This window comes from Burkholderia sp. Bp9031 (assembly GCF_003857965.1).
In the GTDB taxonomy this organism is placed as follows: Bacteria; Pseudomonadota; Gammaproteobacteria; order Burkholderiales; family Burkholderiaceae; genus Burkholderia; species Burkholderia ambifaria_A.
Window position 1 is genome coordinate 1 of record NZ_QTPW01000035.1, and the last position, 24,639, is coordinate 24,639.

At 67.6% G+C, this 24,639-nt stretch carries 24 protein-coding genes; 12 read left to right on the plus strand and 12 right to left on the minus strand.

Annotation, left to right across the window (positions count from 1 at the left end):
* A partial coding sequence (locus tag DIE15_RS38220; protein WP_133168007.1) for a 4Fe-4S dicluster domain-containing protein occupies positions 1–76 on the plus strand: 76 nt, incomplete at its 5' end.
* 106 nt (positions 77–182) lie between these two features.
* Here the strand turns inward: DIE15_RS38220 and DIE15_RS31060 are convergent.
* The 3 genes from DIE15_RS31060 to rbsK all read right to left on the minus strand — a co-directional run bounded on the left by DIE15_RS31060 (position 183) and on the right by rbsK (position 3,487).
* The gene (locus tag DIE15_RS31060) at positions 183–1,130 is read right to left on the minus strand and encodes a dihydrodipicolinate synthase family protein (RefSeq protein WP_057924287.1); all 948 of its coding nucleotides are present in this window, start codon (positions 1,128–1,130) and stop codon (positions 183–185) included.
* A 45-nt stretch (positions 1,131–1,175) separates the two neighbouring features.
* Positions 1,176–2,495, minus strand: a complete 1,320-nt coding sequence (locus tag DIE15_RS31065) for an MFS transporter (RefSeq protein WP_057924286.1) — start codon at positions 2,493–2,495, stop codon at positions 1,176–1,178.
* A 62-nt stretch (positions 2,496–2,557) separates the two neighbouring features.
* The gene (gene rbsK / locus DIE15_RS31070; RefSeq protein WP_057924285.1) at positions 2,558–3,487 is read right to left on the minus strand and encodes a ribokinase; all 930 of its coding nucleotides are present in this window, start codon (positions 3,485–3,487) and stop codon (positions 2,558–2,560) included.
* A gap of 238 nt (positions 3,488–3,725) precedes the next feature.
* Between rbsK and DIE15_RS31075 the strand changes: the two genes are divergently transcribed.
* Positions 3,726–4,796, plus strand: coding sequence for a LacI family DNA-binding transcriptional regulator (locus tag DIE15_RS31075; protein ID WP_124835148.1), 1,071 nt, complete (start codon positions 3,726–3,728; stop codon positions 4,794–4,796).
* A gap of 68 nt (positions 4,797–4,864) precedes the next feature.
* Here the strand turns inward: DIE15_RS31075 and aroC are convergent, their stop codons facing one another.
* The 3 genes from aroC to DIE15_RS31090 all read right to left on the minus strand — a co-directional run bounded on the left by aroC (position 4,865) and on the right by DIE15_RS31090 (position 8,764).
* The gene (gene aroC / locus DIE15_RS31080) at positions 4,865–5,965 is read right to left on the minus strand and encodes a chorismate synthase (protein ID WP_057924284.1); all 1,101 of its coding nucleotides are present in this window, start codon (positions 5,963–5,965) and stop codon (positions 4,865–4,867) included.
* A 263-nt stretch (positions 5,966–6,228) separates the two neighbouring features.
* On the minus strand, positions 6,229–8,163 hold the full coding sequence (locus DIE15_RS31085; protein ID WP_057924283.1) for an MFS transporter: 1,935 nt from the start codon (positions 8,161–8,163) through the stop codon (positions 6,229–6,231).
* A 139-nt stretch (positions 8,164–8,302) separates the two neighbouring features.
* Positions 8,303–8,764 (minus strand): CBS domain-containing protein, encoded by a 462-nt coding sequence (locus DIE15_RS31090; RefSeq protein WP_057924282.1) that lies wholly within the window; start codon positions 8,762–8,764, stop codon positions 8,303–8,305.
* A 159-nt stretch (positions 8,765–8,923) separates the two neighbouring features.
* Between DIE15_RS31090 and DIE15_RS31095 the strand changes: the two genes are divergently transcribed.
* Positions 8,924–9,241 (plus strand): Mpo1-like protein, encoded by a 318-nt coding sequence (locus DIE15_RS31095; RefSeq protein WP_124835149.1) that lies wholly within the window; start codon positions 8,924–8,926, stop codon positions 9,239–9,241.
* An 18-nt stretch (positions 9,242–9,259) separates the two neighbouring features.
* Here the strand turns inward: DIE15_RS31095 and DIE15_RS31100 are convergent, their stop codons facing one another.
* Positions 9,260–10,591 (minus strand): YihY family inner membrane protein, encoded by a 1,332-nt coding sequence (locus DIE15_RS31100; RefSeq protein WP_057924280.1) that lies wholly within the window; start codon positions 10,589–10,591, stop codon positions 9,260–9,262.
* A gap of 144 nt (positions 10,592–10,735) precedes the next feature.
* Between DIE15_RS31100 and wrbA the strand changes: the two genes are divergently transcribed.
* From wrbA to DIE15_RS31120, 4 genes are read left to right on the plus strand one after another with little or no spacing between them, the layout of a single operon-like run.
* Positions 10,736–11,356: an NAD(P)H:quinone oxidoreductase gene (wrbA, locus tag DIE15_RS31105; protein ID WP_124835150.1), complete on the plus strand. Its 621-nt coding sequence runs from the start codon at positions 10,736–10,738 to the stop codon at positions 11,354–11,356.
* Positions 11,353–11,745 carry a DUF2069 domain-containing protein gene (locus tag DIE15_RS31110; protein WP_124835151.1) on the plus strand — a complete coding sequence of 131 codons (393 nt, stop codon included), beginning with the start codon at positions 11,353–11,355 and terminating at the stop codon, positions 11,743–11,745. The genes wrbA and DIE15_RS31110 overlap by 4 nt, the downstream gene beginning before the upstream one ends.
* Before the next feature lie 20 nt (positions 11,746–11,765).
* Positions 11,766–13,187 (plus strand): FAD-binding oxidoreductase, encoded by a 1,422-nt coding sequence (locus DIE15_RS31115; protein WP_124835196.1) that lies wholly within the window; start codon positions 11,766–11,768, stop codon positions 13,185–13,187.
* A gap of 24 nt (positions 13,188–13,211) precedes the next feature.
* Positions 13,212–14,039, plus strand: a complete 828-nt coding sequence (locus DIE15_RS31120; RefSeq protein ID WP_057924276.1) for a metallophosphoesterase — start codon at positions 13,212–13,214, stop codon at positions 14,037–14,039.
* Positions 14,040–14,103: 64 nt separating this feature from the next.
* On the opposite strand, the gene DIE15_RS37230 is transcribed toward DIE15_RS31120, so the two are convergent.
* Together DIE15_RS37230 and DIE15_RS31125 are read right to left on the minus strand one after the other, a co-directional pair.
* Positions 14,104–14,262 (minus strand): hypothetical protein, encoded by a 159-nt coding sequence (locus tag DIE15_RS37230; RefSeq protein WP_162840544.1) that lies wholly within the window; start codon positions 14,260–14,262, stop codon positions 14,104–14,106.
* Between the two features lie 127 nt (positions 14,263–14,389).
* Positions 14,390–15,331 (minus strand): LysR family transcriptional regulator, encoded by a 942-nt coding sequence (locus tag DIE15_RS31125; RefSeq protein ID WP_124835152.1) that lies wholly within the window; start codon positions 15,329–15,331, stop codon positions 14,390–14,392.
* A gap of 157 nt (positions 15,332–15,488) precedes the next feature.
* Here DIE15_RS31125 and DIE15_RS31135 point away from each other — a divergent pair, with 157 nt between their 5' ends.
* From DIE15_RS31135 to DIE15_RS31150, 4 genes are read left to right on the plus strand one after another with little or no spacing between them, the layout of a single operon-like run.
* Positions 15,489–17,081, plus strand: a complete 1,593-nt coding sequence (locus DIE15_RS31135) for an efflux transporter outer membrane subunit (RefSeq protein ID WP_124835153.1) — start codon at positions 15,489–15,491, stop codon at positions 17,079–17,081.
* Between the two features lie 15 nt (positions 17,082–17,096).
* Positions 17,097–19,298 (plus strand): FUSC family protein, encoded by a 2,202-nt coding sequence (locus tag DIE15_RS31140; RefSeq protein WP_124835154.1) that lies wholly within the window; start codon positions 17,097–17,099, stop codon positions 19,296–19,298.
* Entirely contained in the window at positions 19,295–19,498 is a 204-nt protein-coding gene (locus DIE15_RS31145) for a DUF1656 domain-containing protein (RefSeq protein ID WP_011351756.1), read from the plus strand. The genes DIE15_RS31140 and DIE15_RS31145 overlap by 4 nt, the downstream gene beginning before the upstream one ends.
* Before the next feature lie 12 nt (positions 19,499–19,510).
* Complete coding sequence (locus tag DIE15_RS31150; protein WP_057924273.1) at positions 19,511–20,386, plus strand: HlyD family secretion protein; 876 nt, start codon at positions 19,511–19,513, stop codon at positions 20,384–20,386.
* A gap of 18 nt (positions 20,387–20,404) precedes the next feature.
* On the opposite strand, the gene DIE15_RS31155 is transcribed toward DIE15_RS31150, so the two are convergent.
* Entirely contained in the window at positions 20,405–22,078 is a 1,674-nt protein-coding gene (locus tag DIE15_RS31155) for a methyl-accepting chemotaxis protein (protein ID WP_124835155.1), read from the minus strand.
* Positions 22,079–22,484: 406 nt separating this feature from the next.
* On the opposite strand from DIE15_RS31155, the gene DIE15_RS31160 reads away from it, so the two are divergent.
* Positions 22,485–23,720 carry an MFS transporter gene (locus DIE15_RS31160; protein WP_124835156.1) on the plus strand — a complete coding sequence of 412 codons (1,236 nt, stop codon included), beginning with the start codon at positions 22,485–22,487 and terminating at the stop codon, positions 23,718–23,720.
* 68 nt (positions 23,721–23,788) lie between these two features.
* Here DIE15_RS31160 and DIE15_RS31165 read toward each other — a convergent pair whose 3' ends face one another.
* Together DIE15_RS31165 and DIE15_RS31170 are read right to left on the minus strand one after the other, a co-directional pair.
* Positions 23,789–24,064: a hypothetical protein gene (locus DIE15_RS31165; protein ID WP_057924270.1), complete on the minus strand. Its 276-nt coding sequence runs from the start codon at positions 24,062–24,064 to the stop codon at positions 23,789–23,791.
* Positions 24,061–24,543 carry a DUF2778 domain-containing protein gene (locus tag DIE15_RS31170; RefSeq protein WP_124835157.1) on the minus strand — a complete coding sequence of 161 codons (483 nt, stop codon included), beginning with the start codon at positions 24,541–24,543 and terminating at the stop codon, positions 24,061–24,063. The genes DIE15_RS31165 and DIE15_RS31170 overlap by 4 nt, the downstream gene beginning before the upstream one ends.
* Between the last annotated feature and the right edge of the window lie 96 nt (positions 24,544–24,639).

Below are 24,639 nucleotides of genomic sequence, written 5' to 3' on the forward strand. Positions count from 1 at the left end.
CATCAAGGACCCGACGCAGAACATCGTGTGGGTCACGCCGGAAGGCGGCGGCGGGCCGAATTACCCGAACATGTAACCTGCCGGAAAACGCCGCCTCGCACGGCGTTTTCTTCGTCCGTTCGACAGCCGGCTTGCCCTGCCCGCCATCCGGCGTGCGATTCACGCAGGGCACGCCGGCCGCGTCAGCGCGCCGCGATCCGCCGACGGAAGTGCTCGGTACCGGACACGATCTTGTCGAGCACGGCGTCGAGCGCCCAGAAGCGCTCGCGCACGTCGTAGTCGATCGCGCGGCAACGAATCGACGCGAACGTGCCGATCCGCTGGTGATAGATCTTCGCAAGCGCCGGGTAGCCCAGCGCTTCCGACACCGCCGACACCACCAGGAACGTCGACAACTCATCGGCGAGTGCCGGATCCGAGCCGCCCTGCGTGCGCAACCAGCGATACAGATCCGGATGAAAGTTGGTGAACACGCCGTTGAAGCCGGCCGAGCCCGCCTTCATCGCATCCCACGCGATCGCGGCGTTCGCATTCAGGATCTTCAGCGGCGATCCCTCGGCGAGCGCAACGCGCCGCTTCACCGTCTCCAGGTCGCAACTCACGTCCTTGAGCATCACGAAGCGGCCGGTGTCGATGCACGCACGCAGTTCGTCATCGGACAGCAATCGGCGGTAAGGCGCCGGGCATTCGTACAAGCCGAGCGGCAAATCCGACGGAAGTCGCGCAAGCAGCTTGTGAAGATGGTCGAGAAACGCGGCGCTGCCCTTGCGCTGCGGGTCGAGGCGGTTGGTCACGAGCACGACGCCCTGCGCCCCCGATTCCGCCGCCGCGCACAACTCGGCGGCCTGCGCATCCAGATCTTCGCTGATGTGGCCGGACGCGACGACGGGCACGCGCCCGGCCACGCGTTCGACCACGAAACGCGCGAGCTCTGCCCGTTCGGCCAGACTCAGGAACTGCATCTCGCTCGATTGCGCGACCGCGAACAGCGCATCCGAGCCGTGCGCCAGATACCATTCGATGAGTCGCTCGAGCCCCGCGTAATCGATCGCGCCGGCGTCGTCGAACGGTGTCAGCATCACCGGTACGATCCCCTCGATGGTCGCGGTCGACTGCTGATGGTGTTGCATCTGTTTTCTCCTTGCTTCAGTAAATGCGCGATGTAGACGCGGTGCTCAGGCCGGCAGCGCGCCGGGCGCGGCACTCGAGGCCTGTTCGGGAATCGGCTTGCGAACCAGCAGCAGGTAGGCGATCGCACCGGCGAACGCGATTGCCGCCGCCGTCAGCAGCGCCGGCACGAACGACCACTTCTGCGCGATGACGCCCGTCAGGATCGGCGCGAGCGCCCCGCCGATGAAACCGCCGAAATTCTGGATCGCGCCGAGCGATGCGACGCGGCTAGGCGGCGCGGCCGCCGTCGCGAGCGCCCACGAACATGCCGATGCCGCATTGGCGAGAAAGATTACGACCGAAATGCACGCGAGCGCGACGGTGTTGCTCTGCACGAGTGCGGCCGGAATCGTGAACGCGACCATCCCGAGCATCGCGACGACCACCGCGTTGCGTCGGCTCACGACCGGCGAGCGGCTGCGGCGCGTGACCAGGTCCGACAGCCAGCCGGCGACCAGCGAGCCGACGAATCCGCACAGGAACGGCACCGACGCCGCAAATCCGGTGCGAATGAGGCTCATGTGACGCTCCATCGTCAGATACCCCGGCAGCCAGGTCAGGTAGACCCAGTTCAGATACACGGAACCGAAGAATCCGATCAGCATGCCCCAGGTCGTGCCGTGCGAGAACAGGCTGCGCCAGTCGGCGAAGGTCAGTTTCGGCGTGGCGACGGCCGGCTGCGCACCGGCATCGAGATACGCGCGTTCCGCCGCAGTCAGCTGCGCACGCGCGGGATCGCGGTACAGTGCAAACCAGATGACGGCGACGATGAGGCCGAGCGCCCCCGTCGCGACGAACGCCCAGCGCCAGTCGAGCGAGGCGACGAGCACCGACAGCAGCAACGGTGCGAGTGCGGTGCCGAGCGGCGATGCCGCGTTGAAGATCCCGGTCGGCGTCCCGCGTGCACGCAGCGGAAACCAGTTGCTCACCACCCGCGCCGCCGACGGGAACTGCGGCGCCTCGCCGATGCCCAGCACGATGCGCGCGACGATGAACCAGCCGAAGGTGGCGACGATGCCGCCCGCCGCCTGCGCAAGCGACCAGACGATCAGCCCGACGCCGAGCAGCCGGCGCGGTCCGATACGATCGACGAGTCCGCCGACCGGGAACTGGCACAGCGCATAGCTCCACGAAAATGCCGACAGCAGCAAGCCCATCTCGGAAAGCGACAGACCGAGATCGTTCCGGATGGCCGAACTCGCGACGGCCAGCGTGCCGCGGTCGAGATAGTTGACGATCCCGCTCACCATCAGCAGCGCGAGCGCGATACGTTGTCCGCGCCGGATGCGTGGCGGCGCAGTCGGAACAGCATGATTCTCGTTCATTGCGTTTGTCTCCATTGTCCTGAATGGTTGCCGGGCTCCGGCCCTTTCCGTCGTCGCGGAATCTATACGGCCGCACGCTCCACTTCTTCGCGTGTCGGAATCGAGGTCTGCGCGCCGTAGCGCGTCACGCTGATCGCGGCCGCACGCTGGCCGAACGCAATTGCGTCGTCCATCGATGCACCGCTCGCCCGCGCCGCGGCGAACCCGCCGACGAAGGTGTCGCCGGCCGCCGTCGTATCGACGGCGACCACCGCCATGGCCCGGTGGCTGCCGTGTCCTGCACTCCCGCGCCAGCAGACGCCGCGCGCGCCAAGCGTGACCAGCACGTTGCCGACGCCCTTCGCGCACAGCGCATCGGCGGCGCGTACCGCCGATGCGTCGTCAGCGACCGCGATGCCGGTCAGCGACTCCGCTTCCGTTTCATTGACGACGAGGTAGTCGATTCGGGCCAGCAATGCGTCGAACAGCGGCCGGGCAGGCGCCGGATTGAGCAGCACGGGCGTCCGATGTGCGATCGCACTGCCGATGGCGCGCGCAACGGTCTCGATCGGCACCTCGAGCTGGCACACCATCAGTGCCGCGCCGGCAATCACGTCGCGCGACGCGTCGATCAATGCGGCATCGAGGCATGCATTCGCGCCGGGCACGACGACGATGCTGTTCGCCCCGTGTGCGTCGACCGTGATCGTGGCGACCCCGGTTACCTCGCCGTCGATCCGGTGCAGGTGCGTCACGTCGATGCGCTCCGCCGCGAGCGCGTCATGCAGGCGTGCCCCGAATGCGTCGTTGCCGACGCAGCCGATCATCGCGACGGATGCACCGAGGCGCGCGGCGGCCACCGCCTGGTTCGCCCCCTTGCCGCCGTGGACGGTCTGGAACGAGCTGCCGAGCAGCGTTTCTCCCGGTACGGGCAGACGCGGCGCGCGCGTGACGAGATCGACGTTGACGCTACCGACGACGGCGATTCGGGGTGGCTTTCCGTGATTCATCATCGAATGTAACCGCTTACATTTGCAGCAAACAAAATGGCCGGAAAGGCCGACGTCGACGAAAACTTCGCAATGCGGTTGGAACCTGTGTCTGACATAATACGGATTGGCATCAAGATAGCGCTTACATTCTCACAGGCGAGACCGGGAATGCAAGCGGGACCACGATGAATCGAGGGTAAACGATGGCGTTTTTGAGAACGTGCGCAGTCTGCGCGGCAGCCGCGGCCAGGGGCAACCGATGAGCACGCCTCCATCCAGCGGCGGCACGGCACGCGCGCGGCGCGGCAGCGGCCGGTCGGTGCTTGGCGATGTCGCGAAACTCGCCGGCGTGTCGACCGCGACCGTTTCGCGCGTGTACAACGATCCCGGCAAGGTGTCGGCTGACGTACAGCAGCGCGTGCGCGATGCCGCACGCGCGCTGAACTGGATTCCGAACGCCGCCGGCCGCGCACTCGCGTCGACGCGCACCCACATCACGGGGGCGATCATCCCGACGCTCGACGACCAGGTGTTCGCGTCGCAGGTAGCGGGAATGCAGGCGATCATGGCCGAACACGGCATCACCCTCTTTCTGGGCTGCTCGAATTACGACCCGGCGCAAGCGCTGGCGCAGGTGCGCGCGATGCTGTCGCGCGGCGTGGAAGCCGTGTCGCTGGTCGGTGAAGCGTATCCGCCGGAAGTATTCGAGCTGCTCGGCCAGCACCGCGTGCCGTATGTCGTGACCTACGCGTATCGCGACGGCAGCCCGCACTGCTGCATCGGCTTCGACAACCGCGCGGCATTCGCGCAGCTCACCACGCACCTGCTCGACCTCGGTCATCGCGATTTCGCGATCATCATGCAGCCTAGCGCGGACAACGACCGCGTGCAGGCCCGCCTGCGCGGCATTCACGACACGCTTGCCGCGCGCGGGCTCGCGGTCCGTCCGGTACACCAGCACGAGGGCGCGGCCACGATCGCGTTCGGGCGGGCGAGCCTGCGCGCGATTGCCGACAGCGGAACGACGCGCCCGACGGCCGTGATTTGCGGCAACGATGCGCTCGCGCTCGGCGCGCTGCTCGAGGCGCAGGCGCTGGGCATCGAGGTGCCGTCGCAGTTGTCGATCACCGGATTCGACGACGTCGCGCTGGCTCGCGAAATCCGGCCGTCACTCACGACCATGTGGGTCGACACCGCTGCGATCGGGCGCAAAGCCGCCCACGCGCTGCTCGACGCACTCGAGAACGGCGAAGCCGGGCCCGGTTGCGCGGTACTGCCCGAACTGCGGGTGCGTGAGTCGGCCGCGCCGCCACAGCCGGCAGCCCAATGAAAACGGGGCGCCCCAGGCGCCCCGTTTCGCATCGTGTCGGTTACCGGCGAATCGCCGGCGCCGTCGTGTCAGGTCGCGCTGCCCGCGATCTTCGGCGTCGGCGTCTCGACGTCGCCGCACTGCGCGCGATGGCGCAACGCATGGTCGATCAGCACCAGTGCGAGCATCGACTCGGCGATCGGCGTCGCGCGAATGCCGACGCACGGGTCGTGGCGGCCAAAGGTTTCGACCGTCGCCTCTTCGCCGGCCTTCGTGATCGAACGGCGCGGCGTGCGGATGCTCGACGTCGGCTTGATCGCGATCGACACGGTGATGTCCTGCCCGGTCGAAATCCCGCCGAGCACGCCCCCCGCATGGTTGCCGACGAAGCCGGCCGGCGTCAGTTCATCGCCGTGCACCGAGCCGCGCTGCGCGACGCTATCGAAGCCCGCGCCGATCTCGACGCCCTTCACCGCGTTGATGCTCATCATCGCCTTCGCGATGTCCGCATCGAGACGGTCGAATACCGGCTCGCCCCAGCCGACCGGCACGCCCGATGCAACGACGTCGATGCGCGCGCCGATCGAGTCGCCGTCCTTGCGCAGCGCGTCCATGTAGGCTTCCAGTTCCGGCACGATCGCCGCGTTCGGCGAGAAGAACGGGTTCTCGCGCACATGCGACCAGTCGACGAACGGCACGTCGATTTCGCCGAGACCGCTCATGTAGCCGCGCACCTCGACGCCGAAACGCTCGCGCAGCCACTTCTTCGCGATCGCGCCCGCCCCGACGATCGGCGCGGTCAGGCGCGCGGACGAACGGCCGCCGCCGCGGTAGTCGCGAATGCCGTACTTCTGCCAGTAGGTGTAGTCGGCATGACCGGGACGGAACGTCTCGACGATGTTGCCGTAGTCCTTGCTGCGCTGGTCGGTGTTGCGGATCAGCAGCGCGATCGGCGTGCCGGTCGTCACGCCTTCGAACACGCCGGACAGGATCTCGACCTCGTCGGCCTCCTGGCGCTGCGTCACGTGCCGCGACGTGCCGGGCTTGCGGCGATCGAGCTCGACCTGGATGTCGGCTTCGGTCAGCCCCATGCCCGGCGGGCAGCCGTCGATCACGCAGCCGATCGCGGGACCGTGCGATTCGCCGAAGGTCGTGACAGTGAAAAGCGTGCCGAGGGTATTGCCGGACATGATGGAACCGCCCAAATAGAAATGGGCAAACCGATGCGCTGCCGGGGCCGCAGGCAGGCCGATCGTTTGCCGGTCGAGAAAAAGGGGTAAACCGCTATTATGCCAGCCGTCCGGGGGCCGCGGGCCGTGTGAACCGTTCAGACCACACGGGCCGGCGAGGAATGCGGCCCGGCGCGGCGGTCGTCACCCGCGCCGTTCGGCCGAACAGGCCGGTTCGCGGCGGCCATCAAGGCCGCGGCACGATGCCGTCGGGCTCGCCCCGCTTATTTGCGCGCGCCGCGCAGTTCGGTCACTGCGGCCTGCAACGCCTCGGGTGTCGCAACCGATGCCGGCATCGGCTCGCCGACCGCGAGCGTCAGCCGGCTCATCACGCCGCGCTTGATGGGCCGCGGCATCCGCGCATCGGCATGACGGGAGAAATAGCTGCCCCACAGCCCGCGCAGCGCCATCGGAATCACGGGCGCCGGCGTGCGGCCCAGGATCTCGGTGATGCCGTGGTGGAACGTGTTGATGTCGCCCGTCTTGGTCAGCTTGCCCTCGGGGAAAATGCACACGAGTTCGCCGTCCTTCAGCGCGGCCTCGCACGCGTCGTACGCACGCGCGAGCATGTCGGGATCCTCGTGGCGTGGCGCAATCGGGATCGCTTTCGCATGCCGGAACACCCAGCTCGCAAAGCGCGTCTTGAAGATCCGGTGATCCATCACGAACCGGATCGGTCGCGGGCTCGCGGCAGCCAGCACGAGCGCATCGACGTAGCTCACGTGGTTGCACACGAGCACGGCCGCGCCCTCTTCCGGGATCCGCTCCGCATGCACGAGGCGAATCCGGTAGAACGTGTGCACGAGCACCCACGCGACGAAGCGCAGCAGGAACTCGGGAACGAGCAGGTAGATGTACGTCGCGACGACGACGTTCAGCAGCGCGGTGACGAGGAACAGGCCCGGAATGTCGACACCGGCCTTGGTGAGCCCCATCGCCATCAGCGCCGACAGGATCATGAACAGCGCGTTCAGGATGTTGTTCGCGGCGATGATCCGCGCACGGTGGGTCGGCGCGCTGCGGCTCTGGATCAGCGCATACAGCGGCACGCTGTAGAAACCGCCGAACATCGCGAGCAGGAACAGGTCGGCCAGGATGCGCCAGTGGCGCGCGCCGGCCAGGAACTCGCCGACCGACAGCAGATGTCCGGGCGACGGCAGCGAGCGGCTCGCGAAATACAGCTCGATCGCGAACACGCTGATGCCGATCGAGCCGAGCGGCACGAGGCCGATCTCGACGCGCCGCTGCGACAGCCGCTCGCACAGCAGCGAGCCGAGGCCGATCCCGACCGAGAACGTCGCGAGCAGGACCGTGACGACGTCGGGGCTCGCGGACAGCACGTCCTTCGCGAAATTAAAGAACGACGTGAGGAACGTCGCGCCGACGAACCACAGCCACGAGATGCCGAGCAGGCTCAGGAACACGGTGCGGTTCTGCCGCGCGAGCCCGAGGTTGCGCCACGTCTCGCTGAACGGGTTCCAGTTGATCACGAGATCGGGCTGCGGCGCCGGCGTTGGCGGCACACGCTGCGCGACGAGCCGCCCCGCGAGCGCGATGACGACGACGCTGACGGCGAGCACGCGCTCGCCGCTGCCTTCGATGCCCGCGGCCGCGCCGCCGATGATCGTCCCGATCAGGATCGCGATGAACGTGCCCATCTCGACGAGGCCGTTGCCGCCCACCAGCTCATGGTCGCCGAGGTGCTGCGGCAGGTACGAATACTTGACGGGGCCGAACAGCGTCGAATGCATCCCCATCATGAACGTGCACAAATACAGCAACGTCGCGCTGTGCGTGACGAAACCGGCCGCGCCGACCAGCATCAGCGCGATCTCGAAGGTCTTCACGAAGCGCGTGAGCGTCGCCTTGTCGTATTTGTCGGCGATCTGGCCGGACGTGGCCGAGAACAGCACGAACGGCAAGATGAAGATCGCGGAAATCAGGAACGCGGCCGTCTTCGCATCGACGCCGGAGAAGCGCGCGGTGTGATAGGTGACGAGCGACGTGAAACCGATCTTGAACACGTTGTCGTTCAGCGCACCCAGGAACTGGGTCGTGAAGAACGGCGCGAAACGACGCTGACGCAACAGCTCGAACTGCGACGCGTGGGCGCGTCGTTCGCCGCGCGACGCGGAAGAGACTTGCGTGTGATCGCTCATGCGGAATACGCGCGCATCGTCTGGGCGAAGCTGCGCGGGCCTTGTGTTGTTGTCGAAAAAACGGCGGCGCAGGCTGAACCTGCACCGCCGTGCGCCGAATGGCAGCGCCCGCGCGTCATGGCACCGGGCGCGACGTGTTTCACGACTTGTGCGCTTCGGCTTCCGATTCGGATTCCGGCCAGTCGCGGATGTACGCCTTCAGCATCCGGTTCTCGAAGCTCTGCGCCTCGACGACCGTCTTCGCGACGTCGTAGAACGAGATGACGCCCATCAGCACCTTCTTGTCGAGCACCGGCATGTAGCGCGCATGGCGCTCGAGCATCATCCGGCGCACCTCGTTGACGTCGGTTTCCGGCGTGCACGTGAGCGGCTCGTCCATCACCTTGCGCACCTGCACGTCGCCGATCGCGCCGCCGTTGACATGCAGGCGCAGGATGATCTCGCGAAACGTCAGCATCCCGACGAGATCGCCGTACTCCATCACGACGAGCGAACCGATATCGTGTTCGGCCATCGTATCGACCGCTTCGCGCAGCGGCTTATCGGGCGTCACCGTAAACAACGTGTTGCCCTTCACTTTCAGAATATCGCTGACGCGCATCGTAGTCCCCTCATGCTTGAATGCAAAATCTCTTTCGATCCTATCGGAAAGCCTGCCAAAAGGAAAGCGCAGGCCCCGCGCGGCGCGGCCGCCCCCGCTTGCGGACACGGGCCGCCCGCCGCACAATGACTGCATGGACGGCGGCCCGAGGAGACGGCCATGGCGCATACGCATTCGGAGCAATTCGCCAGCTTCGCTGATTTCTATCCGTACTACCTGAACGAACACCAGAACCTGATGTCGCGGCGGCTGCATTTCATCGGCTCGCTCGGCGTGATCGGCTGCGTCGCGATGGCGATCGCGACGGGCTACTGGCTGTGGCTGCCGGCAGCGGTCGTGTGCGGCTACGGATTCGCGTGGGTCGGACACTTCTTCTTCGAGAAGAACCGCCCCGCCACGTTCCGGCACCCGATCTACAGCCTGATGGGCGATTGGGTGATGTTCAAGGACATCTGCACCGGCAAGATTCCGCTCTAACACCCGCCCGGCACCGCGTCACGCCGTTTTCGGCGGCCGCGCGTGCGGGTCGGGCGCCCCATCGGGCACCGGTCCGGGCTCGGTCGCCGCCGGCTGCGCCCCCGCCAGCCGGTGCGCGGCGATCAGCGACGCGAGCGATACATCGAACCGGTCGTTCGACAATACCTCGAGCAATGCCGCGCCTTCGACGTGGCTGCGGCGCCGCTGCAGCTGGTACGTCAGTTCCGTGCGGTCGATCACCAGCACGTCGAACAGTTGCGCCAGCGTCAGTTGCTCCGGGTTCGCCAGCAGGATGTAGCTCGGCGCGAGTTCGCCGCCATCCAGCCGCGCGATCCATTCCCGTTCCTCCATCGTCAGCAGCAGCCGCTGCGCGGTTTCCATGTCGCAGCGCAGCATGGTCGCGAGCCGGATTGCCGTATAGCCCGCCTTGCCGACTGCGCGCGCCTCGGCCAGCCGCGCGAGCAATTCGAGCGCGTCGAGCAGATCGCTGCCCGGATAGTGGATGCGATGGAACTGGCCGACGCGGATCGCGGGCAGCGCGGACGCCACCATCGCGCCGAGCAGCGCGACGAACCAGCTCAGGTACACCCACAGCAGGAACACCGGCAGCGCCGCGAACGCGCCGTAGACGGCCGTATAGGTCGGAATGCGCCGCACGTAATAGCCGAAGCCGCGCTTCGCGAGCTCGAACGCGATGGCGGCGAACAGCCCGCCGATCACCGCGTCGCGCCACGCGACCGTGCAGTTCGGCAGGTACACGTACAGCAGCGTGAACGCGAGCACGGTCAGCGGCAGCGACGCGAGCGCGAGCAGCCACTCGACGATCGACGTCGACGGCGCGGCGCCGGTGAACGCCAGCGATTGCGTAAACAGGTACGACGAGATCGACAGGCTCACGCCGAACAGCAGCGGACCGAGCGTGATCAGCGCCCAGTACGCGAGCACGCGCTGCGCGAACGGCCGCGGCTTGCGCACCCGCCAGATCAGGTTGAATGCGGATTCGATCGTCATCATCGTCATCACCGACGTGACGACCAGCACGATCAGGCCGGCCGTCGTCAGCCCCTTGGCCTTCGACGCGAACTGGTTCAGGTACTTGAAGATCTGGACGTTGAACTGCGCGGGCATCAGGTGATCCGCGAGGAAGCCCTGCAGCGAGATCTGGAACGACGCGAACATCGGGAACGCGGTGAACAGCGCGAACGCGACCGTCACGAGCGGCACGAGTGCCAGCATCGTCGTGAACGTGAGGCTGCCCGCCACTTGCGGGATGCGATCCTCGGCGCTGCGCCGGGCCGCGAACTGCGCGAGGCGCTTGATAGTGTCGAGATCGACGCTCAACTTCGGCAAACGGTTTCTCCTTCTCGATGCCGCGCGCCCGACGGCGCGCCGCCGCCGCGCTGCGCGACGACTTCAGCCCCTATAATAGCCGCTCGATCCAGCAGGGGCCGACTGCACCGGGCATGCGCGCGGCCGCACGCGGCCCCGTCGCCCATGAAAGACATCCTCGTCCTCTATTACAGCCGTCACGGCGCCACGCGCGATCTCGCGCTCGCGATCGCGAACGGCATCGACAGCGTGCCCGGCATGCAGGCGCGCATCCGCACCGTGCCGCCCGTCTCTACAGTCTGCGAAGCCACCGCCCCCGACATCCCCGCCGACGGCCCGCCGTATGCGGAGCTGCGCGATCTCGAGGAATGCGCCGGCCTCGCGCTCGGCTCGCCGACCCGTTTCGGCAACATGGCCGCCTCGCTCAAGTATTTCCTCGACGGCACGACCCCGCAATGGCTGTCCGGCGCGCTGACCGGCAAGCCGGCGAGCGTGTTCACGTCGACCGGCAGCCTGCACGGCGGCCAGGAATCAACGCTGCTGTCGATGATGCTGCCGCTGCTGCATCACGGGATGATGATCGTCGGGATCCCGTATACGGAATCCGCGCTCAGCACGACGCGCACCGGCGGCACGCCTTACGGCGCATCACACGTGTCGCCGCACGACCGCAGCGCGCCCGCAGGGCTGTCGGCTGACGAAAAGGCGCTCGCGGCCGCGCTCGGCGTGCGGCTCGCCCGCGCGGCGGCGGCGCTGTCCGCCGCCCACGCTACCGGGGCCGCATGAACGCGCCCGCCCGCCCCACCGTCGCCGCCCGGCCGCACTACGCGCGGGCCGCCGCCGCGTGCCTGGTCGCGCTGATCGCGCTGTCGCTCGCATGGGAGCTGTGGCTCGCGCCGCTGCGCCCGGGCGGCTCGGCGCTGATGCTCAAGGCCGTGCCGCTGGCGCTCGCGCTGCCCGGCGTCTGGCGGCGTAACATCTATACGATGCAGTGGGCGAGCATGCTGATCCTCGTCTATTTCGCCGAAGGCATCGTGCGCGGCATGTCGGACCGCGGGCTGTCCGCGACGCTCGGCTGGTGCGAGACCGCGCTCGCCGTCGGCTTCTTCGTGGCCGCGCTTGCCTACGTCGCGCCGTTCAAGCGCGCGGCGAAGAAGCAGCGCGCTGCGTCCTGACCCTTACGCGACCGAACGTGATGATTTCTCCCGACGCCTTCGTATCCGCCTGCCGCGACGCGATCGGCGCAGCCTGCGTGCTGACCGATCCGCACGACACCGAACCGTTCCTGACCGACTGGCGCCGCCGCTACAAGGGCAACGCGTGCGCGGTGCTGAAACCGGCCGATACAGCGGAAGTCGCCGCGCTCGTGCGACTTGCGAACACGCATGGCGTCTCGCTCGTGCCGCAGGGCGGCAACACGGGCCTGGCCGGCGGCGCGACGCCCGACGCGAGCGGTGCCCAGGCCGTGCTGAGCCTCGCGCGCCTGAACCGCGTGCGCGCGCTCGATCCGCACAACAACACGATCACGGTCGAAGCCGGCGTGATCCTCGCCGACGTGCAGGCGCGCGCCCGCGAAGGCGGCCGGCTGTTCGCGCTGAGCCTCGCCGCCGAAGGCAGCTGCACGATCGGCGGCAACCTGTCGACCAACGCCGGCGGCACCGCGGTGCTGCGCTACGGCAACGCACGCGAGCTGTGCCTCGGGCTCGAGGTCGTGACGCCGCAGGGCGAGATCTGGGACGGCCTGCGCGGGCTGCGCAAGGACAATACCGGCTACGACCTGCGCGACCTGTTCATCGGCGCGGAGGGCACGCTCGGGATCATCACGGCCGCCGTGATGAAGCTGCACCCGCTGCCGGCCGCGCAGGTCACCGCGCTGGCCGCGCTCGAGTCGCCGCACGCGGCGCTCGACTTCCTCGCGCTCGCGCAGCGCGCGGCCGGCCCGCTGCTGACCGGCTTCGAGCTGATGTCGGACTTCTGCATGCAGCTCGTCGGCAAGCACTATCCGCAGCTGCGCTACCCGTTCGACCGCACGCATGCACAGACGGTGCTGCTCGAGCTGTCGGACAACGAGAGCGAAACGCATGCGCGCGCGCTGTTCGAGAAGCTGATGGAAGAGGCGTTCGAGGCCGGGCTCGTGGTCGACGCGGTGGTCGCGGAAAATCTCGCGCAATCGCGCGCGTTCTGGGACCTGCGCGAACACATTCCGCTCGCGCAGGCCGACGAGGGACTCAACATCAAGCACGACATCGCGGTGCCGATCTCGTCGATCGCGCGCTTCATCGACGAAACCGACGCGGCGATCCAGCAGGCCGCGCCGGGTGCGCGGATGGTCACGTTCGGCCATCTCGGCGACGGCAACCTGCACTACAACGTGCAGACGCCCGAAGGCGGCGATCCGAAGGCGTTCCTCGCGGCATTCCAGAAGCCGATCAACCGCATCGTCTACGACAACGTGCACCGCCACCACGGCACGATCAGCGCGGAACACGGGATCGGCCAGTTGAAGATCGACGACGCGCAGCGCTACAAGTCGCCCGTCGAAACGGCGCTCATGCGCACGCTGAAAACCGCGTTCGACCCGCGCGGGCTGATGAATCCCGGCAAGGTCCTGCGCTGAAGCCCCCACCCCGGAGCGATGTCCATGAGAGTTCGCGTCCTGTCCGACCTGCATCTCGAAAGCAACCAGCCCGACACGATCGCGCATGCCGACGCGGATCTCGTCGTGCTGGCCGGTGACATCCACAATCACGCGGAAGGCCTGCGCTGGGCTGCCGAGACGTTCGATCCGGGCGTGCCGGTGGTCTACGTGCCGGGCAACCACGAGTACTACGACGGGGAATTCGGCGCGCTCGAAACCGCGATGCGCGACGCCGCGCATGCGATCGACAACGTGCATTACCTGAACAACGGCGTGTACGTCGATCCGGCACAGCGCTTTCGCGTGCTGGGCACGACACTGTGGAGCGATTTCTCGCTGTTCGGGTCGGACGATGCGAGCGTCGCGCACGCGATCGAGGCCGGCATGCGCGTGATGCTCGATTTCAAGGGATTGATCCAGGTGACGTGGCCGCACGACGCGGCACTGCATGCCGCGCAGACGCCGGAGCGGGATTTCACGCCGGCCGACGCGATCGCGCTGCACCGGCAAAGCCGCGCGTGGCTGGAGGCGCGGCTCGCGACGCCGTTCGCAGGCCGCACGATCGTCGTCACCCATCATGCGCCGCACCTGCGCTCGCTGGCGGAGCGTTATGCGGAAGACCTGGCGTCTGCGGGATTCGTCACGGACATGGCGGAACTCGTGCGGCCGCCCGTGGACCTGTGGATCCACGGCCATACGCATACTTCATTCGACTACGTGACCGACAGCGGCACGCACGTGGTGTGCAACCCGCGCGGCTATATCCACCGGCGCACCGGTGAGCTGGAAAATCCCGCGTTTGCGTGGGACAGAGTGGTCGAACTCGGCTGAACGCCGAGCCAGCAAGCCATCGGGCCGCGCGATGCGGCCCTCCCCGTTCTGAACAGCTGTCCGATCAGCGATCGGTACGGCGCGATCCGTTCGACGGCGCGCGCACCCGCACCGGCACCGGCTTCATCCGCGCCTTCATCGCGCGCAGCAGATCGCGCGTCGCCGCGGCGGCAGCGGCCGCGCCAAGCAGAATTCCAAGGCCGATCATCAGTTGCGTATCCATTACGACTCCGGGTGTGGGCAGATCCAAATCTTCTCTATGTTTCAACAGTATCAAACTGTCTGCCGTCCGTTGGTAAAAAAATGTTGCGTGAACGACAAATCTCGTCAGATTGCGCGCGGCCGCGCCGTCATGTCGCAGCCGTGAGCTGCGCGAGCGCGGCTTCGTCGGCTGCGAGCGTGGCCGGCAACTCGTCGCGCAGGAAATCGACCCAGGTGCGAATTTTCGCGTCGAGGTACTGGCGCGATGGATACAGCGCATAGATGTTCATCACGTGCGACCGGTATTCGTGCATCACGCGCACGATGTGTCCGCTGCGCAGCCCGCCGATCGCCGAATAGAGCGGCAAGCCGCCGATCCCCATCCCTTCCCGCACGGCCACCGCGAGCGCCTCGGCGACGTTCACGCGGAACGGCGGCGCCGTGATCGGAATCACCTCGTCGCCACGCGGCCCCGACAGCGACCACTCGTCGAAGTGAAAACCCGGCGCGACCATCCCGAGACAGACGTGCTGCTCGAGATCCGCGGGCGTCTGCGGCACGCCGTGCGCGTCGACATAGCCCGGCGACGCGCACACGACGCTGTAGCTCTCGCCAAGCCGCTGCGACACGAGCCCCGAATCGGGCAGGTCGCGGCCAACGACGATCGCGACGTCGTACCCCTCGTCGAGCAGGTCGGGCATCCGCTGCGCGAGCGTCAGCTCGACGTGTACGTCCGGATAGCGCTGCCGATAGCGCGCGATGGCCGGCACCAGGTAGTGCTGCCCGAGGCTCGTGAAGCAGTGGACCTTCAGCTTGCCCGACGGGCGCGCGTGCGCATCGCCCGCTTCGGCTTCGGCCTGGTCGACGTACGCGAGGATCTGCTCACAGCGCTGCAGGTAGCGCTCGCCCGCTTCGGTCAGCGCGATCCGGCGTGTCGTCCGGTTCAGGAGGCGCGTGCGCAGGTGCGACTCGAGGTCCGACACGGCGCGCGACGCATAGGCGGTCGTCGAATTCATCTGCTGGGCGGCCGCGGTAAAGCTCCCCGCGTCGACCACACGGACGAATACCCGCATGTTTTGTAACGTATCCATCCCATTACCCGTTTGAATCCGGATGGATTGTTGCACAGGGGCGAACAAATATTATCTCAGGATTCGTAAAAATGACTTGCACCGTTGTCCATTTATTCAGGAATCACTGAAAAATATAATCGCATCCGACTCATCTATATCCGAAAGGGAGAAAATCGTGCGGTCTCCGGCAACAAAAGGGACGCTGGCACTGGCGGTTCTTGCAGTCTCATTAATAATGGCCGGATGCGCGAGCATGGGCGACAACAAGCCGCAGTCCGCCCGCATCGAAGCGAACGCGCTCGACGCGGGCGCTGCCATTCGCGCGGCCGACCGCGATGCCGGCTGGCCCGCGTCCGACTGGTGGCGCGCATACCGCGATCCGCAGCTCGACGCATGGATCGCCAACGCCCAGGCCGGCAACCCGACCCTCGCGGCAGCCGAGGCCCGCGTGCGCGAAGCGCAGGCGATGGCGCGCGTGGCCCGTTCGGCGGAATTGCCGCAGATCAACGGCAACCTGTCGCTGATGCGCCAGCACTGGCCCGACAACGTGTTCTACGGTCCTGGCCCGCTCGCGAACGCCGATACCTGGAACAACACCGGCACCCTCGGCCTGTCGTACCACCTCGATTTGTGGGGCAAGGACAAGAACGCGACCGAGCGTGCGCTCGACACCGCGCATGCGACCGCGGCCGACGCCCGGGCGGCGAAGCTCGAGCTCGAGGTCAACGTCGTGCGCGCGTATGTCGGCATGTCGATGAACTACGCGCTGCTCGACCTCGCGCACGAAACGTTCGAACGCCAGCGCTCACTGGCCGATCTCGCGCACAAGCGCCTGCAGGCCGGGCTCGGCACGCAGCTCGAAGTCAGCCAGGCCGAATCGACGCTGCCCGACTACGAGCGCCAGATCGACAGCTACGAAGAAGCCATCCAGCTCGCGCGCCACCAGCTCGCCGCGCTCGCGGGCAAGGGCCCGGGCGCCGGCGACGCGATCAAGCGGCCGGGCCTGTCGCTCGACGCGCCGGCCGGCCTGCCGTCCGCGCTGCCGGCCGACCTGCTCGGCCGCCGCCCGGACGTCGTCGCGGCCCGCTGGATGGTCGATGCGCAGGCCCGCGGCATCGATGTCGCGAAAGCCGCGTTCTACCCGAACATCGACCTGCTCGCGACGGTCGGCGGCTTCGGCGTGACCGCGCCGTTCACCGACTTCCTGCGCGCGATGAACGGCGGCTGGACGGCCGGCCCCGCGCTGTCGCTGCCGATCTTCGAAGGCGGCCGCCTGCGCGCGCAACTCGGTGCGGCCGACGCCGGCTACGACCAGGCGGTCGAGCGCTACAACCAGACGGTCGTCAGTGCGCTGAAGGACATCGCCGACCAGGTCGTGCGGATCCGCTCGCTCGATACGCAGAAGAAGGACGCCGCGCGCTCGGTGGCCGCCAACGACCGCAGTTACCAGCTGTCGCGCGAAGGCTTCCGCCGCGGGCTGACCGATTACGTGAATGTGCTGGTCGCACAACAGCAGCTGCTGCGCGCCCAGGAGACGGCGGCCCGCATCGACGCGGAACGCCTCGCCGCGCACGCGCAGCTGATGGCCGCGCTCGGCGGCGGCGTCGAAACGGGCGAGGACGGACGGGGCGGCCATCCGTCGCACGACGAATCCGCCGCGGGTGCCGCCGCGCCGACCGCCGCATCGGGTGCGAAACCCGTCGCGGCCGTCGCCCGGCCCGCGCAGGTCGCGACGGCCGGTGCGACCGCCGCGCCGGCCGCACGGTAACGCGGAGCGACCGTCATGCCAGCCTCCTCCCCCGCTTCCACGCACGCCGGCGGCCCGCTCGCGGCCTGGTACGCCGCGTTCGGCGACTGGGCCCGCAGCGACGGCGCCGCGTGGCTCTATCTGTTCAAGGCCCTGCTCGCCGCATTCATCGCGACCGGCGTATCGATGCGGCTCGACCTGCCGGCGCCGAAGACGGCAATGACCACGGTGTTCATCGTGATGCAGCCGCAAAGCGGCGCCGTGCTCGCGAAGAGCTTCTACCGGGTCGCCGGCACGATCTTCGGGCTGATCGCGACGCTCACGTTCGTCGGGCTGTTCCCGCAGCAGCCGCAGCTGTTCCTGCTCGCGGTCGCGCTGTGGATCGCACTGTGCACGGCCGGCGCCGCGCGCAACCGCAACTTCCGCAGCTACGGCTTCCTGCTCGCCGGCTATACGACCGCGCTGATCGGCCTGCCCGCGTCGCAGCATCCGGACGGCGCGTTCATGAGCGCGATGACGCGCGTGTCCGAGGTCATCATCGGGATCGTGTCGGCCGGCGTCGTCAGCGCGCTCGTGTTTCCGCAGTACACGGGCGAGCAGATGCGCACGACAGTGCGCACGCGCTTCGGCAGCTTCGTCGACTACGTCGCGGCAGCCCTGTCGGGCAAGCTCGACCGCGCGCACATCGAGACGATCCATACGCGCTTCGTCGCCGACGTGGTCGGTTTCGAAGCCGCGCGCAGCATGGCCGTGTTCGAGGATCCGGACACGCGGATGCGCAGCGGCCGCCTCGCGCGGCTGAACAGCGAATTCATGAGCGTGTCGAGCCGCTTCCACGCGCTGCACCAGCTGATGAACCGGCTGCGTGCGGCCGGCGCACAGGCCGCGATCGATGCGATCGAGCCGTACTTCCGCGAGATCGCGCCGCTCCTGACCCGCAATGGCGAACCCGTGCGCACGGCGGCCGACGCGGCGCGCGCGGCCGAACAGCTGCTTGCATGGCGCGACGCGCTGCCGCGCCGCATCCGCGCGACCCGCGCGGCGCTCGAAACGCAGCCGGATTTTCCGCTGCTCGATTTCGACACGGCCGCCGAGCTGCTGTACCGCTTCATCACCGACCTGCACGAATACGCGGCGACCTACGCGTCGCTGTCGACCGCGACGCACGAGCGCGAACGCTGGATCGAGCGCTACGAGCCGCGCACCAACGCGACGGCGATGGTGATCGCGGCGATTCGCACCGCGACCGTGATCCTCGTGCTCGGCTGGTTCTGGATCGCGACCGCGTGGCCGAGCGGCGTGACGATGACGCTGACGGCGGCGGCCACCTGCGCGCTCGCGTCGTCGACGCCGCGCCCGACCGCGATGTCCGCGCAAATGGGCATGGGGACCGCGCTGGCCGTCTGCACCGGTTTCCTGCTGATGTTCGGCATCTACCCGCACATCGACGGCTTCCCGCTGCTGTGCGTGGCCCTCGCGCCGCTGCTCTCGATCGGCATCTACATGACGTTGAAGCCGAAGCTCGCGGGCTACGGGATGGGCTACCTGATCTTCTTCTGTTTCCTCGCCGGCCCGGACAGCGTCACGCACTACGACCCGACGAGCTTCATGAACGATGCGCTCGCGCTGGTGCTGTCGATGCTGGTCTCGGCGATCGCGTTCGCGGTGCTGTTCCCGCCGACCGCGCCGTGGCTGAAGAAGCGGCTGTTCGCCGACCTGCGCCACCAGGTGGTCGCGGCATGCCACGCACGGCTGGCCGGGCTGCGCACGCGCTTCGAGAGCGGCGCGCGCGACCTGATGTACCAGGCGCATACGCTGTCGACCGACCAGCCCGACGTGCAGCGCGACGCGCTGCGCTGGATGTTCGCGGTGCTGGAAACGGGCAACGCGGCGCTCGACCTGCGCGCCGAGCTGGCGACGCTGTCGTCCGACCCGCGCTATGCGCCGACGACGCCGTGGCGACGCACGATCGAGACGATGCGCACCGCGCTGTCCGCGCTGTTCAGCAAGCCGAACGCGGAGCGCTTCGACGCAACGCTCGCCGCGGTCAACGCCGCGATCGACGCGACCCGGCAGACGCTCGAGGCGTTCACGCCGTCGCGTGAGGAGCGCCACCGGCTGCAGCGCATCCTGAGCCATCTGCATTTCGTACGCACGGCGCTGCTCGATCCGGAATCGCCGCTCGAGCCGCTCAACCGCAACCGCCCCGTGCGTCCCCAACAAGGAGCCTCGTCATGATGCCGCGTGAAATCGCCATTCTCGATGCCTACATGCCCACGGTGGTCCTGATGTTCGTCCTGGGCGCGCTGGCGACCTGGGCCGTCGACCGCCTGCTCGCCTATACGGGCCTCTACCGTCTCGTCTGGCACCCGTCGCTGTTCCGCGCGTGCCTTCTCGTCTGCATTTGCGGCGGACTGAGTCTTGCCGTTTACCGTTGATTCCGAACCATCATGATTCTCAGAAAACTCTTCGGCTTCGTCGCGACCGCCGTCATCCTCCTCGTCGCGATCCTGATCGGGCGCTCGCTGTGGGTGCACTACATGGACGATCCGTGGACGCGCGACGGGCGCGTGCGGGCCGAGATCGTCAACGTCGCGCCGGACGTGTCGGGTGCGATCGTCGAGCTGCCCGTGCATGACAACCAGCTCGTGAAAAAGGGCGACCTGATCATGCAGATCGACCCGTCGCACTACCAGATTGCGGTCGAGCAGGCACAGGCGGCCGTCGCCGCCCGCCGCGCGGAACTGCAGATGCGCCGCGACGACGCGGCCCGTCGCGCCGACCTCGACGCGCTCGTCGTGTCGAAGGAAAACCGCGAGAACGCGGCGCACAGCGCGTCGAGCGCCGACGCGCAGTACCAGCAGGCGATCGCCGCGCTCGACGCCGCCAAGCTCAATCTCGAACGCACGCGCGTGGTCGCGCCGGTGGACGGCTACATCACGAACCTGCAGACGTTCAAGGGCAACTACGCGGTGGCCGGCCAGGCGAAGCTCGCGATCGTCGACAGCCATTCGTTCTGGGTCTACGGCTACTTCGAGGAAACCAAGCTGCCGCGCGTGAAGATCGGCGCACCGGCCGAGATGCGGCTGATGAGCGGCGGCGTGATGAAGGGCCACGTCGAGAGCATCTCGCGCGGCATCTACGATCGCGACAATCCGCAAAGCCGCGACCTCGTCGCGGACGTGAACCCGACCTTCAACTGGGTGCGCCTCGCACAGCGCGTGCCGGTGCGCATCAAGATCGATGAAGTGCCGGCCGACGTGGTGCTGTCGGCGGGCACGACCTGCACGGTCATCATCGACCCGGACAAGCAGAAGAAGTCGTAACCGCCAGCGGCCGGGCGCTTACGCCGCGACGCGAAAGCGTCCGACCAGCGCCTTGAGCGCCTGCGCCTGCTCGTCGAGCGCATTCGCTGCGGCGGCCGCCTGTTCGACGAGCGCCGCGTTCTGCTGGGTGCCTGCATCCATCTGCGTGACGGCGCGGCCGATCTCGTCGATCCCGGCGCTCTGCTCGTCCGATGCCGCGGAAATCTCGGCGATGATGTCGGTCACGCGCTTGACCGCCCGCACCACGTCGCCCATCGTGCGACCCGCATCGTGCGCGAGCGCCGCGCCGTTCGCGACGCGTTCGACCGATGCGCCGATCAGCGCACGGATCTCCTTCGCCGCGGTTGCCGCGCGCTGCGCGAGCAGCCGCACCTCGCCCGCGACCACCGAAAAACCGCGCCCCTGCTCGCCGGCGCGCGCCGCTTCGACCGCCGCGTTCAACGCGAGAATGTTGGTCTGGAACGCGATTCCCTCGATCGTGCCGATGATGTCGCGAATGTTCTTCGCGCTGTCGTCGATCTCGCTCATCGTCGCGACCACGCGCCCGACGACTTCGCCGCCCGCCTCCGCGACGGCCGATGCATTGGCCGCGAGCGCGCTCGCCTGCCGCGCGTTTTCGGCGTTCTGCCGCACGGTCGACGTGAGTTGCTCCATGCTGGCCGCGGTGCGCTCGAGCGCGACGGCCTGCTGCTCGGTGCGCCGCGACAGGTCGAGGTTGCCGGTCGAAATCTCGCCGGACGCGGCCGCGATCGCCTCCGCACTGACGGCGATCTCGCCGACGGTCGCCGCGAGCCCGGTCTGCATGTCGGACAGCGCACGCACCATGCTGTCGCGGTCGTGCCGGCCGAGTGGAATCGGCCGCGTGAGGTCGCCGCGCGCGATGTCGGCGGCAATCGCCTTCGCCTCCGCGGGCTCGCCGCCGAGCTGTGCCGCGAGGCGGCGCACGACCCGTTCGGCGATCATGACCGCCAGCACGATCAGCGCGGCCGTCATCGCCGCGATCATCGCGAACGACGACGAGAAGATCGTTGCGGACGCATCGAGCGTCGCCTTCGACTTCGCGCCACGCGTCTTCACGAGCATCGCGACGAGCTTCTCGAGCTTGCCGGTCTCGACCAGCAGCGACACGTCCTGCGTGCCGACCTGCCAGTTCATCTGCGACAGGTCGAGCGGCTGCGCACGCACGAGCGCGACGAAATCGCGCAGATGGCCGCTCCACGTGCCGACCGCCATCGAGAACGCGCGCAGTCGCGCGGAATCATCCGCATCGGCCGGATCCGCGTAACGCTGCAGCGTCGCGAGTGCCTGGCCGATCGACGCGAGCCCCGCGCCGACCTCGGCGCCCAGGTCGTCACGCTCCTTCGCGGTGGTTGCGGTCAGCAGCATCTTCTGCGCGCGGCTCGCGCGCAGCACCTCGGCGCGCACCTCCTCCGCCGCGCGGCTCGCGACGTGCCCCTGCTCGTAGACTGACGCGATCGACGCGTTCAGCCTGCTGATCTGCCACAGCGAAAACACGCCGATCGCAAGCGTGCCGGCCAGCAGGATCGCGAACGCTGCGCGCAACGTCGCTTTCACGGTCCACGGCCGGCGTTCGCGCCGGGCTGCGCGCGGACGTCGTGCGGCGAGTCCGGCGGCTGCGCCGGATGCGCTGGTGGCCGCGCCCGGCTGCGGATGCAATGGTGCTGCTTTCATCGATATATCCCCGTATTGATCACGCCGCCGGAAAGGTCGGTTCCGGCGGTCCCCGCGATGGCTGGCCAGGCCGCGCGTCCTGTGCCCGCCCGGCTCGTGGCCGGTGCCGGGCGCGGCGCGCCTCTGTTGTCGTTGCGTCGTTCTACGGCCGCCATCGGCCGACCTTGAGTCGGGACTAACACCGAGCCGGCCCCACGCGGCCCCGTCGACAGGCGGACGCGCCGCCTGCGTTATACCCGGCCAAAAAAAGGGGGAATGACCGAATCGTCACATCAATGTCTGAATCGCGACAAAACTTGGCCTGACATTCTCGATACGCCACATTACACTTCTTTGACGCAACAACGATTCGAACGCGCCGATCCCCATCAAAGCGCGTCCCGCCACCTCAACTCGCTCAGCTCACATGGAAACCAGCCTCGATACGGGCGCCGGCACCGCCGCCGTCCAGCCGTCTGCGCCACCCGCCGCGCGCACCGTCTATCCGGTGCTCGGCGCGATCAGCTTCTCGCACATGCTCAACGACATGATCCAGTCGTTGATCCTCGCGATCTATCCGATGCTCAAGAGCCAGTTCGCGCTGTCGTTCGCGCAGATCGGCCTGATCACGCTGACCTACCAGATCACCGCGTCGCTGCTGCAGCCGCTCGTCGGCCTGTACACGGACAAGCGGCCGAAACCATATTCGCTGCCGGTCGGGATGGGCTTCACGCTCGCGGGGCTGCTGCTGATGTCGGCCGCGCAGAACTTCCCGACGCTGCTGGTGGCCGCGGCCCTGGTCGGCTGCGGCTCGTCGGTGTTCCATCCGGAATCGTCGCGCGTCGCGCGGATGGCGTCGGGCGGCCGGCACGGGCTCGCGCAGTCGCTGTTCCAGGTCGGCGGCAACGCCGGCTCGGCACTCGGGCCGCTGCTCGCCGCGCTGGTGATCATCCCGCATGGCCAGCACAGCATCGCGTGGTTCTCGGCGGCCGCGCTCGTCGCGATGGTCGTGCTCACGCAGATCGGCCACTGGTACAAGAAGCATCCGTCGATGAAGAAGAAGGCGGCGGCGGCCGGTCATCCGACGCTGTCGCAGGGCCGCGTGCTGGCCGCGATCGGCGTGCTGGTGCTGCTGGTGTTCTCGAAGTACTTCTACCTCGCGAGCATCAACAGCTATTTCACGTTCTACCTGATCGACAAGTTCCACCTGTCGGTGCAGGCCGCGCAGATCCACCTGTTCGTGTTCCTCGCGGCCGTGGCGGCCGGTACGCTGATCGGCGGGCCGGTCGGCGACCGGATCGGCCGCAAGTACGTGATCTGGGTGTCGATCCTCGGCGTCGCGCCGTTCACGCTGCTGCTGCCGTATGCGAACCTGTTCTGGACGAGCGTGCTCTCCGTGATCATCGGCGTCGTGCTGGCGTCGGCGTTCGCCGCGATCCTCGTCTATGCGACGGAGCTGATGCCCGGCAAGGTCGGGATGGTCGCGGGCCTGTTCTTCGGCTTCGCGTTCGGCCTGGGCGGCGTGGGCGCCGCCGTGCTCGGCCAGCTCGCGGACGCGACGAGCATCACGTTCGTCTACAAGGTGTGCTCGTTCCTGCCGCTGATCGGCGTGCTGACAGTGCTCCTGCCGAACCTCGAAAGCAGCCGGCGCAAGAAGGCGTGATGAAACGGCCGCGGCATGCGTGCCGCGGCCGGTGGCTCAAGAACGTTACGATCCGTTTCGCCAAACAGCTATCGATGCCGGGACTCTCGCATGCGACGGTCGAATATTCGAGCGCCCAGCCAGACCAGCGCCAACGCGATCACGAAACTGACGCCGAGCATGGTACTGATCAGGATGTCACCCTGGCCGTGAACACCGAGCGTCTCGAACACGTTGAACAGCGGTTCAAACGCTCGCCAACCGGCGCCGCTTTGAAACCAGTCGTCCAGAGGAGAATTCGCCAGGCCGAGATAGACCGGAATCGTCAATGCGACCGCGGCGAGCAGACGAAGAAGCGCTTTCATTGGACGACCACTCGACCGTAGTGCTTCATCCCGGTGCCTGGAATCGTGCCGACGGCCTGCGACTTCAGGAACTTGCGAAGCGCATCGAACTGGGTTTTGTTCGGTAGCGTGATGCAGCCTTCGCTGATGCCCCAGTATCCGACGGGATGCAACCGGAAGTGGCCGCGCCGGATGCCGTTGATCGACGTCCAGTCGTCGATCACACCATCGTTGCGATACAACGCGAACCAATCCGCGCGATGAGTACCGGCAAGCAGATCGGAGCGAAAGTCGTTCAACCACCCCATGCGTCCACCGCTCTGGCGATCCACGATGTAATAAACACCGGCCGGCAACGGCCCGTCGTTGGGAACGGTTGTCGAATTCGGATCATTGACGTATCGACCATTGCCGCTGAACGCGGCGACTACCCCGAAACCCGTGCAATGCAGGACGGACGAGCGTTGACGGTTCAACGAGAAAGTACATTCGACAGGCATTCGGGCCCTCTCGGATCGTTATTTTTTTGATACGACCGCGTGCAACGTGCGATCGTCCTGACTGCCCCAACTTCCCGGGCAGCCGTGAGAGCTTAA

Excerpts from the sequence above, each read along its gene's own strand:
- DIE15_RS31060 (WP_057924287.1), bottom strand. The coding sequence starts at position 1,130 with ATGCAACACCATCAGCAGTCGACCGCGACCATCGAGGGGATCGTACCG.
- DIE15_RS31065 (WP_057924286.1), bottom strand. The coding sequence starts at position 2,495 with ATGAACGAGAATCATGCTGTTCCGACTGCGCCGCCACGCATCCGGCGC.
- rbsK (WP_057924285.1), bottom strand. The coding sequence starts at position 3,487 with ATGATGAATCACGGAAAGCCACCCCGAATCGCCGTCGTCGGTAGCGTC.
- DIE15_RS31075 (WP_124835148.1), top strand. The coding sequence starts at position 3,726 with ATGAGCACGCCTCCATCCAGCGGCGGCACGGCACGCGCGCGGCGCGGC.
- aroC (WP_057924284.1), bottom strand. The coding sequence starts at position 5,965 with ATGTCCGGCAATACCCTCGGCACGCTTTTCACTGTCACGACCTTCGGC.
- DIE15_RS31085 (WP_057924283.1), bottom strand. The coding sequence starts at position 8,163 with ATGAGCGATCACACGCAAGTCTCTTCCGCGTCGCGCGGCGAACGACGC.
- DIE15_RS31090 (WP_057924282.1), bottom strand. The coding sequence starts at position 8,764 with ATGCGCGTCAGCGATATTCTGAAAGTGAAGGGCAACACGTTGTTTACG.
- DIE15_RS31095 (WP_124835149.1), top strand. The coding sequence starts at position 8,924 with ATGGCGCATACGCATTCGGAGCAATTCGCCAGCTTCGCTGATTTCTAT.
- wrbA (WP_124835150.1), top strand. The coding sequence starts at position 10,736 with ATGAAAGACATCCTCGTCCTCTATTACAGCCGTCACGGCGCCACGCGC.
- DIE15_RS31110 (WP_124835151.1), top strand. The coding sequence starts at position 11,353 with ATGAACGCGCCCGCCCGCCCCACCGTCGCCGCCCGGCCGCACTACGCG.
- DIE15_RS31115 (WP_124835196.1), top strand. The coding sequence starts at position 11,766 with ATGATTTCTCCCGACGCCTTCGTATCCGCCTGCCGCGACGCGATCGGC.
- DIE15_RS31120 (WP_057924276.1), top strand. The coding sequence starts at position 13,212 with ATGAGAGTTCGCGTCCTGTCCGACCTGCATCTCGAAAGCAACCAGCCC.
- DIE15_RS37230 (WP_162840544.1), bottom strand. The coding sequence starts at position 14,262 with ATGGATACGCAACTGATGATCGGCCTTGGAATTCTGCTTGGCGCGGCC.
- DIE15_RS31125 (WP_124835152.1), bottom strand. The coding sequence starts at position 15,331 with ATGGATACGTTACAAAACATGCGGGTATTCGTCCGTGTGGTCGACGCG.
- DIE15_RS31140 (WP_124835154.1), top strand. The coding sequence starts at position 17,097 with ATGCCAGCCTCCTCCCCCGCTTCCACGCACGCCGGCGGCCCGCTCGCG.
- DIE15_RS31145 (WP_011351756.1), top strand. The coding sequence starts at position 19,295 with ATGATGCCGCGTGAAATCGCCATTCTCGATGCCTACATGCCCACGGTG.
- DIE15_RS31150 (WP_057924273.1), top strand. The coding sequence starts at position 19,511 with ATGATTCTCAGAAAACTCTTCGGCTTCGTCGCGACCGCCGTCATCCTC.
- DIE15_RS31155 (WP_124835155.1), bottom strand. The coding sequence starts at position 22,078 with ATGAAAGCAGCACCATTGCATCCGCAGCCGGGCGCGGCCACCAGCGCA.
- DIE15_RS31160 (WP_124835156.1), top strand. The coding sequence starts at position 22,485 with ATGGAAACCAGCCTCGATACGGGCGCCGGCACCGCCGCCGTCCAGCCG.
- DIE15_RS31165 (WP_057924270.1), bottom strand. The coding sequence starts at position 24,064 with ATGAAAGCGCTTCTTCGTCTGCTCGCCGCGGTCGCATTGACGATTCCG.
- DIE15_RS31170 (WP_124835157.1), bottom strand. The coding sequence starts at position 24,543 with ATGCCTGTCGAATGTACTTTCTCGTTGAACCGTCAACGCTCGTCCGTC.